The sequence below is a fragment of the Paenibacillus sp. FSL R5-0810 genome, assembly GCF_038002285.1.
GTDB classification, from domain to species: Bacteria; Bacillota; Bacilli; order Paenibacillales; family Paenibacillaceae; genus Paenibacillus_AQ; species Paenibacillus_AQ lactis.
On record NZ_JBBOCF010000001.1, the window covers coordinates 3,821,249 to 3,837,865 of the forward strand.

The window sequence follows — 16,617 nt, forward strand, 5'->3', positions numbered from 1 at the left end:
GGCCGGGACCTTCTGTCAGGTGACACCTTATCACGGATTGTAAACGCTTTAAATGAAAAACGCCGTACATTTATAACAACATTTCTACTTATCAATTATTTGTTATGGAAGCTAAAAATCCCGGTACTCCTTTGGCGGGAGCAAGGAGCCGGGATCATGGTTAAGAGTATATTTTTTTGTATTCGCCGGGGGTGAGTCCGGTTATTTCCTTAAACACTTTAATAAAATAGTGGGCGCTGCCGAATCCGACCTGTCTGCCGATCTCATTGATTTTAAGCCTGCCTTCCGCAAGCAGACGCTTGCTGTTATCGACCCGAACCTGCTTCAAATAATCAATGAAGGGCTGACCGGTGCTTTGCTTAAACAATCTGCTGATATAAGCCGGATTGAGGTTCAACCGCTCGGCTACCCACGAGAGCGAAATATCTTTATCGTACTCGTTCTCCAGGATCTCGATGATTTTGGCGATATGCTGATTGCCCCTGGCATGAATTTCTTGACGGATGCATTCAATTCCACGAGTTATAAGCGATTGAAACCAGAGGACAATGTGATCCAGCGATTCCAGATCAAGCAGCTCCCGATAGGGATCTGTTCCGTCCCCGAACAAAATCTCGATGTCCGTTCCGAACGAGCTGAAAGAATGCCGGATTGATGTAAGCAATTGAATGAAGATCGGCTGGATCTGGTTGTAATGCAGCTTATTCTTGCAGGCTTCGATCTCGGCCACAAAAGCCCCGAACGTCGAGAGTGCTTCCTCCAAGCAGGCGGTCCGGATGTAATTATTGAGCTTCTCCTCAAGCTGGCTTGGATAAATAAAGGTCTGCCCGTTGTCGGCACGGATATCGTCCATGGATATAACATAGCCTTTGCCATACAGAATGCGATATTTCAGCGCCTCCGCCGCTTCTTCATACGCAAGCGGCAGCTCGCCGATCCCCTTGCAGATGCTTCCAACGCCGAGGGAGCATTGGGCTCCCAATCGGGCATTGACTTCATCGAGCAGCTGCTGCGCCAGGTGGAATAATGGCTGGCGTCCCTTGCCGGGAAAATGAAAAACAAGAGCGACCTTGTCCTTTTCCACATTGACCACGAAAAATGCGGTCTCCTGCCCCAAAACCCTGCTGTCCCGCAGGGCATCCATGATTTTGATCTTGCACAGATCCTGAGCCAGCATATCCTCGCCATTCGAGGCCAGCTCCTCATCAATAGACAGCAAGAATACGGACAGATCATGAAGGCTGATGTCGAGCCCAAGATAATCCTTCTTCGCTTCAATCTCTTCAAGACTCATGGCATGCCGCTGCAGCAATGATTGTTTAAACCGTTCCAATTGGAAAGGCAGGCTTTCCTCCAGCCGTTCTTTATAATAATTGCGCTCATCGATGGTCGAACTGACAAAGCTGCCGATGACGCTGAGTTCATCATTCGCCCCCTTAAGCGTATGATCCGGAACGTGAACGCTCCTTTTACGGTGCCTGAAATCCTGATGATCGTTACCCTTTCCACGATCCGGCCGGATATCATCCTCCCTGCCTTTCGCCAGCGCATTCAAGCGGGAAATGGGCTTATACAAGCTTCTGGACGAAAAATAGGACAGCAGCAGCGAAAAGAGGATTAAGGCGCCGGCTGTGTAGGTTATCGTCTGTTTGATGTCAATCGTGCCCTGGGTATATACCCCCATATCGGAGACGTTGACAAACGTCCAATCCAGCAGTTTCGAGGAGGAGTAGCTGACCAGCTTTTTGCCGCCGTCCAGCTCAATGGAGTAAGATCCCGCCCCGCCTGCATGTTGGAGCGCTTCGGATAATCCGATTCGCGGAAAGTCATCCTTACCGGAAGCTTGGCTGCGGAACACGATATTTCCGCTGGAGGACACGACATACATGTCGTCATTCGCGTTCAGTTTGCTGATAATATCCGCATAAATCATGGATGCATCGAGGTTAACGATAATCGCGTTGCTGGCTTTCTTGGACTTGTAGATCACGGACAGGAGCTCTTTCTCGCCTTGAGGGTATTGCTTGGCGACCCGGGTGTCCAGGAAAACGGGGTTCATCTGCATGTTTTGCACGGCTTCATACCAGCCTTGATCATAAAAGTCCTCTCGGCGGAACTGGCGGTTCGAGCGGTCATTGTCCGAGGTAATCACCAGGTTCTTGCTGCTGTCGTAAAAATATACGGAATCCACGAATTGATCCGAAAGTTTAAATGAGTTCATCGTGAGGAAGGTGTTCTTCTTAGCCTCCAAATAAGCATACAGCGCAGGCAAATCCTCCTTCGGGATCTCCCCTTGAAGGCTCTCGTAATAAGCACCGTTAGGAAAATTCTCGAAGCTGATAAAAGAACGGTTAAGCGCAAGCAAATTCGAATTTTCCTTAATCCGGTTCAATAGAATCTCAAGCGTGTTGATCGTTTGGTTCAAATACTGCAGCTTGTTGTTTCCCGTCTCTTCCTCGACAATGTCAGATACTCTGTAATAAGCGAAGATATTGGACACCAAGCTTGGGAGCACGGTAATCAACACGGTCGTGACGATTAACTTTAAAAAGAACTTACGCCTTTTTATTCTTCCAATCGAATCGATCCAGGTTCTCAGCTGAGACATCATCCCTATCCCCCTTGTCCCGAAATATGTACATTGCATGCCGGAACCTGTAGAGAATCGTGCTGTTCAAGCCGCCGTTCCAGGGTTCTTAAATAAAGCGCTTTCAATCACTTTTAAAATGATTATACCTTATAGGCTTGTTGTTGGGGTATAGGGAGGGATCGTTTGAGGCAAGTATGGATCCTTGCCTTTTCTCAGCGATCCCGCATGTTTGGTTGCGTTAGTATTCATCATTTTCGCAGCAGGTTGAAAATCGCCTCCAGTCGGATCGTATGGCTGCATGACTCGCAGGTATACTTCCCGCGTTGGTTGTTTTCCTTAAAATTAGCGTAACCCGCGCTTCCTTCGTAAATCCGGAATTTCTTCTTGCAGCAGAAGCATTCCACCTCGTAGAACAGCATGCCCCGCCCCCTCCTCATTCGTAATCTACGTTACTTACGGCCCGCTCAAAGATGCCGATCAGCTCCTCCGTGTACTCCTTCACGCTAAGATCCGGAGTACGCATCAGCTCAAGGCTGAATCCATCAATGGCATGGCGAATGGCTAGCGCCGTGACCCGTGCCGACAACGGGGTAAATGTCCGGAAGCATCCAGCCTCCGCACCCGCATATAGAATCTCCTCAATAGGCTGATAGATGCCCTCGTCCGCATCCGCTGAGAACCGAAGCTTTCCATCCTTCGTTCGCATGCCTGCCGCGATTTCCACGACGGCAAATACCATTTCCCGGTGCTCCGCAATAAACGCCAGATTCGCCTCCATATACTTCCTAAGCCGTTCTTTCGGTGTGGCTGCGTTAGCCACAACTGGACGGATAAAAGCCTCCGCCGAGATCGCGTAAGCCGCCACCACTTCTTCCAGCAGATCATCCTTACTGGCAAAATGATAGGTAATCACCCCTTTGCTAACATTGGCGCGCTTGGCGATTTGCCCGATGGAAGCTTGGGCATAGCCGACTTCGGAAATCGTCTCGATCGCACATTGGACGATTTGAGCACGGCGGGCTTTTTCGATAAACGACAAGTCATTGGGGTCATTTGCTTTATTTTTAGTACTCATGTTTATATTTTAGTACGATCGTACTAATTAATCAATAAAGAACCGGCCCATCTTTTACCGATGGCCGGCCCTTTCATCGCTGTCTAACGACAGCCATTAATTTTTTGCTTAAACCAAGCTCCTTGGGCTGCTGCCCACCCAACCAATGGCCAGGTAAAGTCATTCTAGCGTCTTGAATTATTGCACCTGATCGAGCAATCGATAGGCCTCTTCCTTCGATGTCACCGCCAAGAGCGCTTCTCGGAAATCATCGTCCATCAGCTTACGGGACAGCATCTGCAGCACTTTCAAATGCGCATTTTGTTTACTATTGCGCGGCACGGCAATCATAAAGATCAATTTGGCTTCGCTGCCGTCGAGACTCTTCCAGTCGACACCATCCCGCTGAATACCAAAGACCACGCTTGGTTTCAGGACAGCATCCGATTTACCGTGAGGAATCGCAATATTCATGCCGATGCCGGTGGAGCTTTCTTGTTCCCGGGCTAATATGGCCTGTTTAAAATCACCGTCAGCTCTGACCGCCCCATTCCGCTCCAATACAGCAATCATTTCGTCGATAACAGCATCCTGTGTCGTACCGGCCAGATTCAGGTTAATGAGATCCGGTGTTACGATATCCGTCAATTTCTCAACGCGGATAGGAGATGCTTCCGTCGTTGTACCGTTACTGTTCTTGGCTGAAGCCGCTTCGGTTGCGTCCGCAGCCACGGCTGCAGCTGGGGCCGCTTCGGCTCCGGCTGGCTTTGCTACTGCTTCTGCTCCTTCTCCAACAACTGCCGGAGTCACTGCCGCAACATTTTTCTTAAGCAGGCTCACCATGATCACCGATACGGCTGCGCCGACCATGACCGCTAAGAAGAACATCAGCACATGATCAACGGCACCGAGCACGGCTACAATCGGACCGCCGTGGGCTACGCTGTCACCGACATTGCCCAACATGGCAATCACCGAGCCCGTCATGGAACCGACCATGATACTCGGAATGACGCGTAGAGGATCTTGCGCCGCGAATGGAATCGCTCCTTCGGTAATACCGAACAGTCCCATCGTAAATGTTGCCTTTCCGGCTTCACGTTCCGAAGGTGTAAACTTTCTTTTGTTTATCATTGCTGCCAATCCCATTGCAATCGGAGGAACACAGATGGCAACGGCAATCTGGCCCATAATCTCATAGTTTCCTTCCCCGATCATGGCCGAGCCGAACAGGAATGCAACCTTATTCACGGGCCCCCCCATGTCAAAAGAAATCATCGCGCCCAGAATAAGCGCGAGCAGAATCGAACTTGTACCCTGCATTCCCGCGAGCCAAACGGTCAATGCCTCAAACAGATCCGCAACCGGAGCTCCGATCACAAAGACGAAGATTAACCCTACGACCAGTGAAGCCAGTACCGGGATAACGATAATGGGCATAATCGGCTGCAACGACCGAGGAACCTTGATCTTTTTAATAGCAAGTGCAACATAACCCGCCAGGAAACCGGCTATAATCCCCCCGATGAATCCAGCCCCTGCTTCACTTCCATAAAAGCTGCCGTTCGCGGCAATGAACCCGCCGACCATACCTGGCGCAAGGCCCGGCCTGTCCGCAATACTCATGGCGATAAATCCGGCAAGGATCGGAACCATGAAGGTAAACGCAGCCGCGCCGATACTTTCAATCGTTTTCCAGATCGAATCATCCGGTATAACCAAACCACCCGGCGTCTTCACGCCGCCCATCGTCAGTGCGATTGCGATGAGCAGCCCACCGATCACGATAAACGGCACCATATAGGATACGCCGTTCATCAAGTGGCGGTAAATCGGATTTTGTTTAGGTTTCTTCTCCCCTGTCGTATCTTCAGCTGACTTGGACTGTGCCTGATAGACGGGCACATCCCCTTTCATCATCCGTTGGATCAGCTCTTCCGGACGACGGATACCGTCCTGCACCCCGACGACAAGCAGTTTTTTACCCACAAACCGGTCCTTCACCACCGTCTTATCCGCTGCAATAATAATACCGTCGGCTTCACGGATATCCTGCTCCGTGAATTGATTCTCTACGCCGATGGAGCCTTGAGTCTCGACTTTCATCTCAACGCCAAGCTTCGCGCCTGCCTTCTGCAGATTCTCGGCGGCCATATAGGTATGTGCAATTCCGTTAGGACATGAAGTAATCGCTAGTATTTTCATGTTCGTCATTCTCCTTCGCTGTCATGTTCCCGCTTACATTTATAGTGTACACGCTGAAAGCGCTGTTATCGGATGAACTTATTACCGGAACTTCCGGAAAAAACGGATTTATTTCGCAAGCAAAATATCCCTCAAAACGGGCCTATGCAACGATGCTTATCCCAAACGCTTTGCAGCATCCTGAAAAATGTAAAAAGCAGGACGTATGCCGTCCTGCTTGATCATCACCGTTTCTACCATTCATGTTACCCTTTTAACCTATTCAGCAATCGTATCGCATCCGTTTCCTTAGACAACGCACTGACCAGTGCCGGCTGCTCACTGATGCGCGACAATTCCTTGAACAGCTGCCGCATCTCTTTTCGCTCATCATGCTGGATCGCAAGCAAGAACACAAGCTCTACCTTCTCGGTCCCCCAGGTAATCGGCTGCTTCAAAGTAACGACAACGATGCAGGACTGTGTAACCCACTCCGAGCCGCCATGAGGGATGGCAATGCCTCCTCCTATCGTTGTAGCAGACAGTTTCTCACGTTCCAGCACACTTTCCGTATACCCGGCCTGGACATACCCTTTGTCCACCAGCATCTGCGCAAACTTGGAGATTAACTGTTCCGGACGCTCTAGCTCCTGCTGAGGAAAGATGAGAAAAGGTGTCGTATATTTCAAAAAAACCGATTCCTCAGCCGCCCTGCCGTCCGGCTCATCAAGCCGACGGATCGCCTGCTCCAGCTTCCGCTCGTCACTGGCCTCGAGCAGAGGGGAAACGAGGATATGCGGTATTTTTAACTTGGGAAGATCAACGGTCGTTATGACAAGATCCACCTCATGAGCTGCCAGATAATCCTCTACCTCCGCTTTGGACATCGTTGTCTCTACATGCACGGACGGGAATCTCCGCTCCACCTTCGCGAGAAGGAGTTGGGACATCCCTACCCCCATATGACACACGATAATCACCTTTTGAGGGTGACTTTCATTCTGGTGAAGCCGCTCCACGGACGCCTGAAAATGCAGCGTCAAGTACGCGGCCTCCTCTTCGGGAAAATACAGATGGAACGCTTCCCCTACCTCTTCCAGTGCCATAATGACCCGATCGAACATATACGGGTACATCTTTTTGATCTCAGCCAGCATCGGGTTGGACACAGGCAGACCATAATGAAGACGGTTCATGGTCGTGTACAAATGCAATTTTAACCCGTTCAGCAATACGGGGTCCCTGGAGAAAGGAAGCATATTCAGCTCCGACATCCGCTGGGTCAGCTGCTCAACCAGGCGGGGCAAGAGGGGGTGGCTGTCTGCCAGATCGCTTCGTCCAACGCCCTCATTCTCCTGCGTGTATCGGATCTTCCCGCCAAGCAGGTGCAGGGTTAGATAAGCGGTTTCCTCCTTGGAGAAAGGGACGGCAAACAGTTTTTGCAGCTGCTTCAAAAAGTCCGTCGCCCATGCAAATTCCGTTTTGTTTCCCAAAAAGGCCATGTCCTGATCAGAGAGCGAAATCGGCTGACCCAGCTTGGTCCGTTTGACCATGAGCAGAATATGCAGCATCAGGCTTTCAAAGGTTTCATCGGTGAAGCGGAGCTGATGCTGCTTTTGCAGCTCCTTCAACTCATGGGACACGGCTGCAATCTCGTGCGGTTCAAACTGGTTACGCATCATCTGTCCCGTCAACTCCGGACGGTTGATCAATTGGTTCAGCCGCGCCAGCGCCATCCGTTTGTTCTTCTCCGTACCCTCAATCATGAAGCCTACGCGCTGCTTCGTCACTAAACTCAGATCAAAGCTTCGCAGCCAGTCCGCAATCTTGTCCATATCCCGTCGGATAATCGCCTTGTTCACGTAAAACGGCGAAGCCAGGTTCTGCAGGGTTACGGGCTTCGCGTTCATCAAGAGCCGATATGCCAGGTGCAGCACCCTTCCCTCATCGGATTCATCCTCGCCGGTACGCTCGTTGGAATACAAACGGTGGAACAAATCAGCCCGATCCGCTTCTCCAATCTCCAGATAGACGCCAAGTCCCGGCCTTTTCACCAGACGGCCACTGGAGTGCTTAACGATATATTCTTCAATCACCTTCAGATCGTTACGGATCGTCTTCTCCGAGCACTCGGTCTGATCCGCGAGATCCTGAACGAGCCATTGGCGGTTCGTTTCCATTAACAAGTTGCGAAAAATCTCTTTTTGCCTGTTATTCATTCCGGTCTCCTATTCAGCTTATTGGGAGAGCTCACGCTTCGTAGAGCAGGTACATCGTCCTACGTATATCATATCCGGGTCGCTATGGCAATCTGAACGGGGACGTTACACGGGAAGGGAGCTATAAAAGGGCTTGTTGACAGGAAAACGGAGCGAGCGGTAAACCAAACAAGGATGCCTCAAAAGTCGGCACCCTTGTTCTTGATCCGCTTATAATCCTCGTACAACTTAAGAAATCCCTTCGGCTCCTCGGCGTATCTTTCCCATAAAAGCCTCCACAGCCTCCTGCGCCGACGCCGCTCCCGTCACGGCGGATATCACCGCGACGCCATCCGCACCCGCTCCAATCACTTCCTCCACGCGCTCCACGGTAATCCCGCCAATGCCAACGATCGGCAATCGGATTCCAGCTTCGCGCAGCTCACGGAGAATTGCCGGGCCTTGCGCAGCCTTGGCATCATCCTTTGAGCGGGTCGGATAGATCGGTCCGATGCCAAGATAATCGGCACCATGGAGGATCGCGCGCCGGGCTTCCTCCACCGTATGCGCCGAGACGCCCAGCATCCGGTTGCCGATCCGTTCACGTACCGAAGCCGCAGATTCGTCGTCCTGGCCGATATGCACGCCGTCGGCGTCCAGCTTCAGTGCCAGCTCTACATCGTCATTGACGATGAAGGGTACGCGTGCTTGCCGGCACTGCTCCTGGATCCGGCGAGCCAGCCGGAGCATCGGCTCCCCGTTGAGTGCTCCATGTCCCTTCTCACGAAATTGGACCATGGTTGCGCCTCCAGCCAACGCCTCCTGCACGACCAAGCTAGGCTCGACGATGCAGTTCACGCTGCCGAGCACGAGGTACATCCGCAGATGCCGCCTCATCATCTCAGGTGCCACTCTGCCTGTCATTGCAGCACCTCCTGACGGCGGCGATTGTATGCCCAATGATTGGTCGGGCCCTGTCCCTGCCCCAAGTTTAATCCGTCCTCAATGGCCGCTTGAATGAATAAACGCCCGCTCTGAATCGCATCGAAGGCGCTCAAGCCCTGGGCCAGACCTGCCGTAATGGCTGCAGAGAACGTACAGCCGGTCCCATGCGTATGAACGGTGTTCACGCGCTTGGCGCTGAGTTCCGTAAAGCCGGTGCCGTCATATACCAGATCCACCACCTGATCTCCATCCTCCTCGAAGCTGCCATGACCGCCCTTGATGATGACGATCCGCGGACCGAGCCCGCCGATGCGGCGAGCCGCTTCCCGGCAGTCATGCCTCGTGCGGATTCCCATTCCCGCCAGCACCTCCGCCTCCGGAATATTAGGCGTCACCACCATCGCCAAGGGAAGCAGCTCCCGCTTTAGTGCATCAACCGCTTCAGTACGCAGCAGCTCCGCACCGCCCTTGGCGATCATCACGGGATCGACAACGACGTTCTCCCAGCCAAACGACCGGATCTTAGCGCTGACCAGGCGGATAACATCCGCATGAAACAGCATCCCGGTCTTTAAGGCGTCCACGCCGATATCGCCGCCCACCGCCTCGATCTGCTCCGCCGCCGCTTCCGGCGGGAGCGGATAGACGCCATGGACGCCCAATGTATTCTGCACCGTTACTGCAGTCAATGCCGACATGCCGAATACGCCCAGCTCCTGGAACGTCTTCAGATCCGCTTGAATACCTGCGCCGCCCCCGCTGTCGGACCCGGCAATCGTCAGCGCTCTCGGAATCCGCGCGTCTGTCATCGGGACACGCTCCCTTCCGTCAGGATGTCCGCTTCGCGGACCGACGCGTGCCCTTCGAGCGAACCGGAGTGGAGCTTTGCAAGCTCATCCAGGAAGGCGATCTGGAAGCTGCCCGGCCCGAGTCCGGCCGTTTGCTCGGCCGCGCGGGCGGCTGCTGCCCCATAGAAGGCAAGGCCAGCCGTCCCCGCCAGCAGCAAATCCGGCTCCACAGCGGCGAAGGCCCCGAGCACGGACGTGAGCAGGCAGCCCGCTCCGGTTACTTTCGTCAGCATCGCATGCCCGCCGCGTATGATTCGCGCCGAAACACCATCGCTGATCACGTCCTCCTCTCCAGTGATAGCCACCACCGTATTTAGCCGCTGTGCAGCCCGCAGGGCCAGCTCTAAGTTCCCGCCGGACGCAGAGTCGTCTGCATCGACCCCCTTGATCACCCGGACTTCGCCGATCAGATTGGCAACCTCGGCCGCATTGCCCCGCACCAGGGAAACCTTCACTTCACGCAGGATCCGCAGCGCAGAAGCGGTCCGAAACGGCGTTGCCCCCGCTCCTACCGGATCGAGGAGGACCGGGACGCCATGCGTATTGGCGGATTGCCCGGCAAGGATCATCGCATCCACTTGTTCGCGGGACAGCGTGCCGATGTTGAGCACGAGCGCTCCGGCAATTTGGGCCATATCCGCCACCTCGTCGGGGGAATATGCCATTACCGGCGACGCGCCCAGCGCGTATAAGCCGTTGGCCGTAAAATTCGTAACCACCACATTGGTCATGTTATGGACAAGAGGCTTCTGCTGCTGCACCTTCGTTAAAAGCCCCGCAAGCTCCGAATCCCATGTATTTCCGCTCATTGCCATCATCCTTTCCCATTCTTTTCTTGGTTTTTGGCATATGACATACGACATATGAAACCCATAATCTCATCTCAACCCGAATTCTGATTCATTCTCAAAATGCATGACCTTTCGTTACCCCTGTCTGTCCCATAACTCAAATGCTCAGCGCCCATACCCCGTGGCATCGACCAACGGCTGGAACGGCACGGGCCATTCCTCCTGCTTGTAAGCCATGTCCCAGAACATATACTCCAGCTGGCAGCTCAGCATAAAATGCTCGCGCATCCGCTCGCGCTCCTTCATCGTCGCTCCTTCCGCCCACGCATCCACACGGCCAAGGAACTTCCCTGCCGCATCCTCTCCGCGATTCCCGTAAAAATGAATCCATTCATGGAACGGATGGGTGCGATCCGGCTTAACTTCATCCAGCAGTCTGCGGCCGATCTCATAATACGTCCACGGACAAGGAAGCAGGACCGCCATAATTTCGCCGAGGGTTCCCTCATGCGCAACGGTCAGCATGTGACGGATATAGTGGTGCGCAGACGGTGCAAGAGGGTAGCCCTGGAGCTGCTCATAGTTCACTCCCGCGACCGAGCAGAAATTTTGATGCGGATGCACCTCGCTGTTGAGGATAAACGCAATCTGTTCGTTGAACGCCGCCATATCCTCCCGGCTCGTGCACTTGGATATGGCGACGCCATAAATGCGAATGTAGGCATTCAAATACTCGAAGTCCTGCTTCACATAGTGAATCAGCTGTTCGCTGTCCAGCTTCCCGGCGGCAATTCCCCGCACGAAGGGATGGTTTACGATCGCCTCGAAAATTCCGTCCGCCTGCTGGCGAAGCTCTTGGGTAAACGTCATGGTTTCCCCCACCTCCATCTTGAAATGAAGAGCAGGAAGTCCTCCTAGCGACCAGGCAATCCCGGTAATCCGGGGATTCGAAGCCAAGCATCCGTTGCATGTCCCGCAAACCTACGCATACCGTGCATCCTTTTCATATCAGCAACGGTTGCATCCGGGAACTTTGCAGATCCGGCAGCCGTTGTACCCGGCTACATGTGTATATCCGGCAACCCTTTATGTACACGGCCAACCCTTTATGCACGGCATATGGCAACCTTGCATGCTGCTAGCTCGTACTCGTGCGCTATCGTGCTGTGCGACGAAGATGCAGGAAATTACGTTTTTCGGAGCATGACAAACAAAGCCGCCCCGAAAAACGGAGCGGCTTCAGCAATAGTCCTCTTGCCCGGCAGAAGCAGGCGCAAAAAGGACTCTATCCGTGAAGGCTCCACTTTCCTACGCTAGTACGAACTAGATCAGGTTCAAAGGGTCCAAGATACGCTCTTGTCTCAGCCGCTGACGGCTCCCCTAGTGGACTTCCTATTCTATTGACTATTACTGTACATAGGTTTAGCGGTGGTGTCAAACGTTTCCGTGTTTGCTGCAATACTCGGTAGATATAACCCCCTAACCCCCTTTTTCCAGAAAAAAAGGTGACCGTTCATGCTTTCATTCGCAAATGCCATCAATTGACCGATGCTTACCTTATTGAAGCGGTATTGTCATTTCGAGCTCTTTCAGGAAAATAGGTTTTTTGTATTCATGGGTGACAAAGACTGGCTGTTGATCCGAATTTAAGGCCGGGAATTCGGTTACGTAAGCATTATTTTTGGCATCAATTAACCTCGTCTTCGTTTCCTCGGAAGGAATGATGTACATGTCCCATGGGTAAAAATTGTACTTGCCTTCCAAATCCTCGAGGATCAACTCGGTTTGCTGAAGGGGGTCAGTGACTTCTTTCCGGTAATGTACGATCGTCTTATCTTTTAAGCGTTCCACTTTCGTCACTAACAGGCGGCCTAATTCCCCTTGAGGAATAATTAGAGGATGATCGGTCGACGGTTCATGCTTCATCGGCACTCTAATTCCATATACCGGCACATCCCCGCGCAAATACGGACGGAACGTAATGGACTTCGGCGTAACAAGAGGTAATTCAAATCGAAAGGTTCCTAACTGGACATGTGTACCGTCTTCGACGTAGCCATCTCCATCCATCTCATAAGGTTTGAACTCCATTCCAGTATCAGTAATAGCTAGGATATCATACATGGGATCTTGCGCTTTAGCTGCCGGCCGCCTGTATACTAGCTCCACGTCCATCGTACCCGTACCGGATTTAAAGCCTATTTTCTTAATCAGCAGGGTGGTTTCTCCATCCGTTGCACTCCTCATCGGCATCCATGATTTCGTTCCGGAAACGGTCTTTTTAATGGGAATTGAAAAATCCCAATGACCTTTAACTCCGTCCACGTTTGCTACCTCGATCGTTAGTTCGAATTCATCCGGTAACTTCTGTTTGAATGGCAGCAAGCTGATTTGTCCAATTCCTGTTTGGCTATCAATAGGTAGAGGACCGCTGCCACCGACACGGTCTGCGTATGGCTTGCCGTCAATTTTGAATTTGATTCCGTCTATGAAACCATGCCTACCGGAGAATCCATCCTCAACCTGTTGTATATAACCGATGGAGAGACGATCACCGTCATACATCACCTCTTGAATTTGCAGCGTAATCCCGTTGTCGCTCACAGCTTGCAAGACTTGCGCCGTCATTCCATTTTCAGAAGCTGTTTTCAAGGCTGTTTCGCGAACGTACTGGTGCTGCTCCTGACGCTGGAAAACAGAACCTACGAACGGTATTTCTTGTAGTACGGATGCCATAATAGGGGAGACGAAGCCGCTGCCGAGTATCACTACACAGGCCACAAGGGTTACGACTGCGGTTAGCGACAAGCGGCGGATAATCCGCTGTGAGCGGTTGTTATGAAGCATGCCTGTACAATCCTCGCTGCTAACACTGTACCGGACACGCTCCATCAAACGGTCTACATCGGTCTCCATTGATTCATAGGATCGTTTCGCATTCTGAATCTGTTGGTCGATCATGAACTCCTGCCTCCTTTAGCGATCGGTTAAGTTTTGCTCTTCCTCGTGCCAGTCTAGATTTCACCGTTCCTGTCGGCACGCCGGTAATGTCTGCGATTTGCTGGACGCTCAGCTCTTCAAAATAGTGAAGGACGATGGGAATGCGCATAATCAGCGGCAATCGTAAAATCACTTCATACATCTCGTTGCTCGTTGCCAAACGCAGAACGGTCTCCTCCGTACTAACGGACAATCTTTCGGGAAGAAGATTAGTTACGATCTCGCGAAAACTTCGTCGCTTTGCCATTTTGCACTCGTTTATGACGATCTTCGCCAGCCAAGGAAAAGGATCTCGCAGCTGATCAAACGTCCCCATCGCATAATATGCTTTGATGAATCCGTCCTGGACGCGGTCATCGGCTTCGGCCTTGCTGTGAGTCAAGGTATACGCAAGCCTGTACAATCGGTTCGTATACTTCTCCATCCAGTCCCTTAGTCTTTCTTCCTGCTCCACGAATCTCACGCTCCTTTCACAGGTAATATGCAGATCAACCGCTGTCGGTTCCCAAAGCGCTCAAAAAAGCAGTGGCTTGCGCTAGTCTAATCTTAACTACAGGGCATATTTTTGTAAGAATAGAATCTGGATCATACGTTTGCTCAAGTTGCGGAAAAAGTCAGGAACCATGGCAAGATATTCCTTTTCACACCATCGAACCGTCCAATTGTTACCCGGTGGCAATGCTTAGTGTTTGAAGAATGCGAAAACACTGGACAAACGAAAGCAGCCTGTTGAGCGGACTCAACAGGCTGCTTTTACTAGTATCCCATCATACTCTCTATATAAAATGGGGGCAGGACACGATTTATTTCTCCAAGCCGTAAAATTCATACAGCTGATCAATCATCAGGTTTGCCGCCAGAATGCCACCTGCGGTGTTCCAAATCGCGTCATCGACCTTATGGGCTTGACCGTTCTTAACGACGTTCAGGTTTTTCCACAACGGATCGTTGACCCATTCCTGCTCGGTCTGGTTGGCGCCGCCGTCGCCGGTTTCGTACGTGAAGTAGAACAGTCTGTCGGCATCCACCTCAGGAAGCCGCTCCTTCGTGATCTCGTCCACGAAATTGTCCTTCGCGTTCTTCGTCATCTCATTACGTGCGATGCCGATCTGATCGAAAATAACCCCCGAGAAGGTGTTCGTATGGTAAACGCGCGTCTTGCCGGCCATGAAACGCACCACAGAGACGGTCTCATCCAGCTTGCTTCCGGCTTTCTCCTTGAAATCCTGAATACGCTGGTCGTACGCCGCGAGAAGCTCTTCCCCTTCGCTTACCTTGTTCACTGCCTGTGCGTAGAGCTTGAAGTTGTTCTGCCATTCTCCGCGAAGATCCTCCGCAAATACCGTCGGCGCGATCGCCTTCAGCTGCTCATACACTTTCTCCTGACGCATTTTGTTGCCGATGATCAGGTCCGGCTGCAGTCCGGCAATCAGTTCAATGTTAGGCTGGCTCTCCTCGCCGACCACGGTAACGCCTTCCATCTGGTCTTTAATATGCGGGTACCACGGATCGCCTGTCCAGGATTTAACGGCGCCTACCGGCTTCACGCCCAGTGCGAGCAAGGCTTCCGTTCCTTCGTTCGTAAGGACGACCACTTTTTGCGGCGTGCCCTTGATCGTTTCGGTTCCCATCGCATGCACCACTTCATAAGAATCGCCGGATGCACCGGAGCCGTTATTCGCAGGAGCCGTTCCGCTTTCTCCGTTCGATGGCTGGCTTGCATTATTCTGCGTCCCATTCGATCCGCAGCCTGCGAGTATGACAACCATAATAAGCGCCAGCAAGCTCCATTTCAGGCTTCGGCCCGGTTTCTTAGCTGTTCCTTGTCCCATTCCTATCGTAATCCCCCTCATATCATTTCCGCTTTATTGAAAATCATTATCACTTACCGATTCAAAACTATAACGGTTTCCAGCAAAAATATCAATATATTTTTTGAGAATGATTATCAAGTTCATTGACAGATCGGCTCCCTTTCACCTAAAATTCATATGAACTTAATAATCCATGAACTTAAGAAAGTGAGTATATATGCGCTTACTCGGACTATTGATATCGCTGCTGGCGCTTGCCGCCGCGATGATGGGCAGCATCGCGTTCGGCGTAACGAACATTCCGCTAACGGAAGTATGGAACTCGTTCGCTCACTATAATGGCGGCAACGAGCATCTCATCATCCTGACCGCAAGGGTTCCCCGGGCACTCATCGCAGCAGCCGTAGGGGCGAGCCTCGCAATCGCAGGCGCGTTGATGCAGGTCATCACCCGCAATCCTATTGCATCGCCCAGCACGCTAGGCGTGAATGCCGGTGCAGCCTTCTTCATTATTATGGCCGCAGGCTGGCTCGGGGTTGACGGGCTGCAGGCATTTACCTTGGTGGCCCTGATCGGCGCCGCTGTCAGCGGAGGCATCGTATTTATGCTCGGCAGCATCGGCCGTGACGGCATGACCCCGGTCAAGATTACGCTGGCAGGCGCCTCCATGGCCGCATTCTTCCACTCCTTGACCCAAGGACTGATGCTCTCCGACGGTAAAATGTTCGACCAGGTGCTGATCTGGCTCGTCGGATCGGTTGCCGGTCGAGACTTGAACCAATTGAACGCCGTCTGGCCTTACATGGCGGCAGGCATGCTGATCGCCCTCCTGCTCGGGCGGCATCTGAACGCGCTCTCCATGGGCGATGACATCGCGCAAAGCCTTGGACAGAAGACCGCGCTTATCAAGCTGCTTGCTGCGGCCGCAGTCATTCTGCTGGCTGGCGGATCCGTTGCCGCCGCCGGACCGATTGCATTCATTGGCATTATTATTCCGCATATCGTGCGCTATTTTATAGGAAATGATTACAGATGGATCTTGCCCTACAGCGCGGTACTCGGCGCCATCCTGCTGGTAACGGCCGATCTGGGCTCCAGGTACATCGCGATGCCGAAGGAAGTTCCTGTCGGCGTTATGACGGCAATCATCGGTGTGCCGTTCTTCGTGTACATTGCCAGGAAAGGAAGGTGAA

13 protein-coding genes and 1 riboswitch are annotated in these 16,617 nt (G+C 52.3%); of the genes, 1 reads left to right on the top strand and 12 read right to left on the bottom strand.

Annotated features, from left to right (window positions below; all coding sequences use genetic code 11):
* Window positions 1-160: 160 nt before the first annotated feature.
* The 12 genes from MKX76_RS17135 to MKX76_RS17190 form a co-directional block, all read right to left on the bottom strand.
* Window positions 161-2,611, bottom strand: a complete 2,451-nt coding sequence (locus MKX76_RS17135) for a helix-turn-helix domain-containing protein (RefSeq protein WP_341034281.1) — start codon at window positions 2,609-2,611, stop codon at window positions 161-163.
* A gap of 227 nt (window positions 2,612-2,838) precedes the next feature.
* On the bottom strand, window positions 2,839-3,009 hold the full coding sequence (locus MKX76_RS17140) for a hypothetical protein (protein WP_007131227.1): 171 nt from the start codon (window positions 3,007-3,009) through the stop codon (window positions 2,839-2,841).
* Between the two features lie 14 nt (window positions 3,010-3,023).
* A complete protein-coding gene (locus MKX76_RS17145; RefSeq protein WP_028405423.1) occupies window positions 3,024-3,665 on the bottom strand; it encodes a TetR/AcrR family transcriptional regulator in 642 nt (213 codons plus the stop codon).
* A gap of 177 nt (window positions 3,666-3,842) precedes the next feature.
* On the bottom strand, window positions 3,843-5,849 hold the full coding sequence (locus MKX76_RS17150) for a fructose-specific PTS transporter subunit EIIC (RefSeq protein ID WP_213614781.1): 2,007 nt from the start codon (window positions 5,847-5,849) through the stop codon (window positions 3,843-3,845).
* A gap of 245 nt (window positions 5,850-6,094) precedes the next feature.
* Window positions 6,095-8,047 carry a BglG family transcription antiterminator gene (locus MKX76_RS17155; RefSeq protein WP_341034282.1) on the bottom strand — a complete coding sequence of 651 codons (1,953 nt, stop codon included), beginning with the start codon at window positions 8,045-8,047 and terminating at the stop codon, window positions 6,095-6,097.
* A 228-nt stretch (window positions 8,048-8,275) separates the two neighbouring features.
* On the bottom strand, window positions 8,276-8,950 hold the full coding sequence (gene thiE, locus MKX76_RS17160) for a thiamine phosphate synthase (protein WP_007131223.1): 675 nt from the start codon (window positions 8,948-8,950) through the stop codon (window positions 8,276-8,278).
* On the bottom strand, window positions 8,947-9,780 hold the full coding sequence (thiD, locus tag MKX76_RS17165; protein WP_210095379.1) for a bifunctional hydroxymethylpyrimidine kinase/phosphomethylpyrimidine kinase: 834 nt from the start codon (window positions 9,778-9,780) through the stop codon (window positions 8,947-8,949). Before thiD ends, thiE begins: the two co-directional genes overlap by 4 nt.
* Window positions 9,777-10,628 (bottom strand): hydroxyethylthiazole kinase, encoded by an 852-nt coding sequence (gene thiM, locus MKX76_RS17170; RefSeq protein WP_445669845.1) that lies wholly within the window; start codon window positions 10,626-10,628, stop codon window positions 9,777-9,779. Before thiM ends, thiD begins: the two co-directional genes overlap by 4 nt.
* Before the next feature lie 147 nt (window positions 10,629-10,775).
* Complete coding sequence (gene tenA / locus MKX76_RS17175) at window positions 10,776-11,480, bottom strand: thiaminase II (protein WP_144878187.1); 705 nt, start codon at window positions 11,478-11,480, stop codon at window positions 10,776-10,778.
* A 418-nt stretch (window positions 11,481-11,898) separates the two neighbouring features.
* Window positions 11,899-12,002, bottom strand: a riboswitch (TPP riboswitch).
* A 165-nt stretch (window positions 12,003-12,167) separates the two neighbouring features.
* Window positions 12,168-13,571, bottom strand: a complete 1,404-nt coding sequence (locus tag MKX76_RS17180) for a DUF4179 domain-containing protein (RefSeq protein WP_341034285.1) — start codon at window positions 13,569-13,571, stop codon at window positions 12,168-12,170.
* The gene (locus tag MKX76_RS17185; RefSeq protein WP_028405431.1) at window positions 13,531-14,064 is read right to left on the bottom strand and encodes a sigma-70 family RNA polymerase sigma factor; all 534 of its coding nucleotides are present in this window, start codon (window positions 14,062-14,064) and stop codon (window positions 13,531-13,533) included. The genes MKX76_RS17180 and MKX76_RS17185 overlap by 41 nt, the downstream gene beginning before the upstream one ends.
* A 349-nt stretch (window positions 14,065-14,413) precedes the next feature.
* Window positions 14,414-15,442 carry an ABC transporter substrate-binding protein gene (locus MKX76_RS17190; RefSeq protein ID WP_007131217.1) on the bottom strand — a complete coding sequence of 343 codons (1,029 nt, stop codon included), beginning with the start codon at window positions 15,440-15,442 and terminating at the stop codon, window positions 14,414-14,416.
* A 199-nt stretch (window positions 15,443-15,641) separates the two neighbouring features.
* Between MKX76_RS17190 and MKX76_RS17195 the strand changes: the two genes are divergently transcribed.
* On the top strand, window positions 15,642-16,616 hold the full coding sequence (locus tag MKX76_RS17195; RefSeq protein WP_341034287.1) for a FecCD family ABC transporter permease: 975 nt from the start codon (window positions 15,642-15,644) through the stop codon (window positions 16,614-16,616).
* The last annotated feature ends 1 nt before the right edge of the window (window position 16,617 follow it).

Excerpts from the sequence above, each read along its gene's own strand:
- thiM (WP_445669845.1), bottom strand. The coding sequence starts at position 10,628 with ATGAGCGGAAATACATGGGATTCGGAGCTTGCGGGGCTTTTAACGAAG.
- MKX76_RS17190 (WP_007131217.1), bottom strand. The coding sequence starts at position 15,442 with ATGGGACAAGGAACAGCTAAGAAACCGGGCCGAAGCCTGAAATGGAGC.
- tenA (WP_144878187.1), bottom strand. The coding sequence starts at position 11,480 with ATGACGTTTACCCAAGAGCTTCGCCAGCAGGCGGACGGAATTTTCGAG.
- MKX76_RS17180 (WP_341034285.1), bottom strand. The coding sequence starts at position 13,571 with ATGATCGACCAACAGATTCAGAATGCGAAACGATCCTATGAATCAATG.
- MKX76_RS17195 (WP_341034287.1), top strand. The coding sequence starts at position 15,642 with ATGCGCTTACTCGGACTATTGATATCGCTGCTGGCGCTTGCCGCCGCG.
- MKX76_RS17140 (WP_007131227.1), bottom strand. The coding sequence starts at position 3,009 with ATGCTGTTCTACGAGGTGGAATGCTTCTGCTGCAAGAAGAAATTCCGG.
- MKX76_RS17150 (WP_213614781.1), bottom strand. The coding sequence starts at position 5,849 with ATGAAAATACTAGCGATTACTTCATGTCCTAACGGAATTGCACATACC.
- MKX76_RS17145 (WP_028405423.1), bottom strand. The coding sequence starts at position 3,665 with ATGAGTACTAAAAATAAAGCAAATGACCCCAATGACTTGTCGTTTATC.
- thiE (WP_007131223.1), bottom strand. The coding sequence starts at position 8,950 with ATGACAGGCAGAGTGGCACCTGAGATGATGAGGCGGCATCTGCGGATG.
- MKX76_RS17155 (WP_341034282.1), bottom strand. The coding sequence starts at position 8,047 with ATGAATAACAGGCAAAAAGAGATTTTTCGCAACTTGTTAATGGAAACG.
- thiD (WP_210095379.1), bottom strand. The coding sequence starts at position 9,780 with ATGACAGACGCGCGGATTCCGAGAGCGCTGACGATTGCCGGGTCCGAC.
- MKX76_RS17135 (WP_341034281.1), bottom strand. The coding sequence starts at position 2,611 with ATGATGTCTCAGCTGAGAACCTGGATCGATTCGATTGGAAGAATAAAA.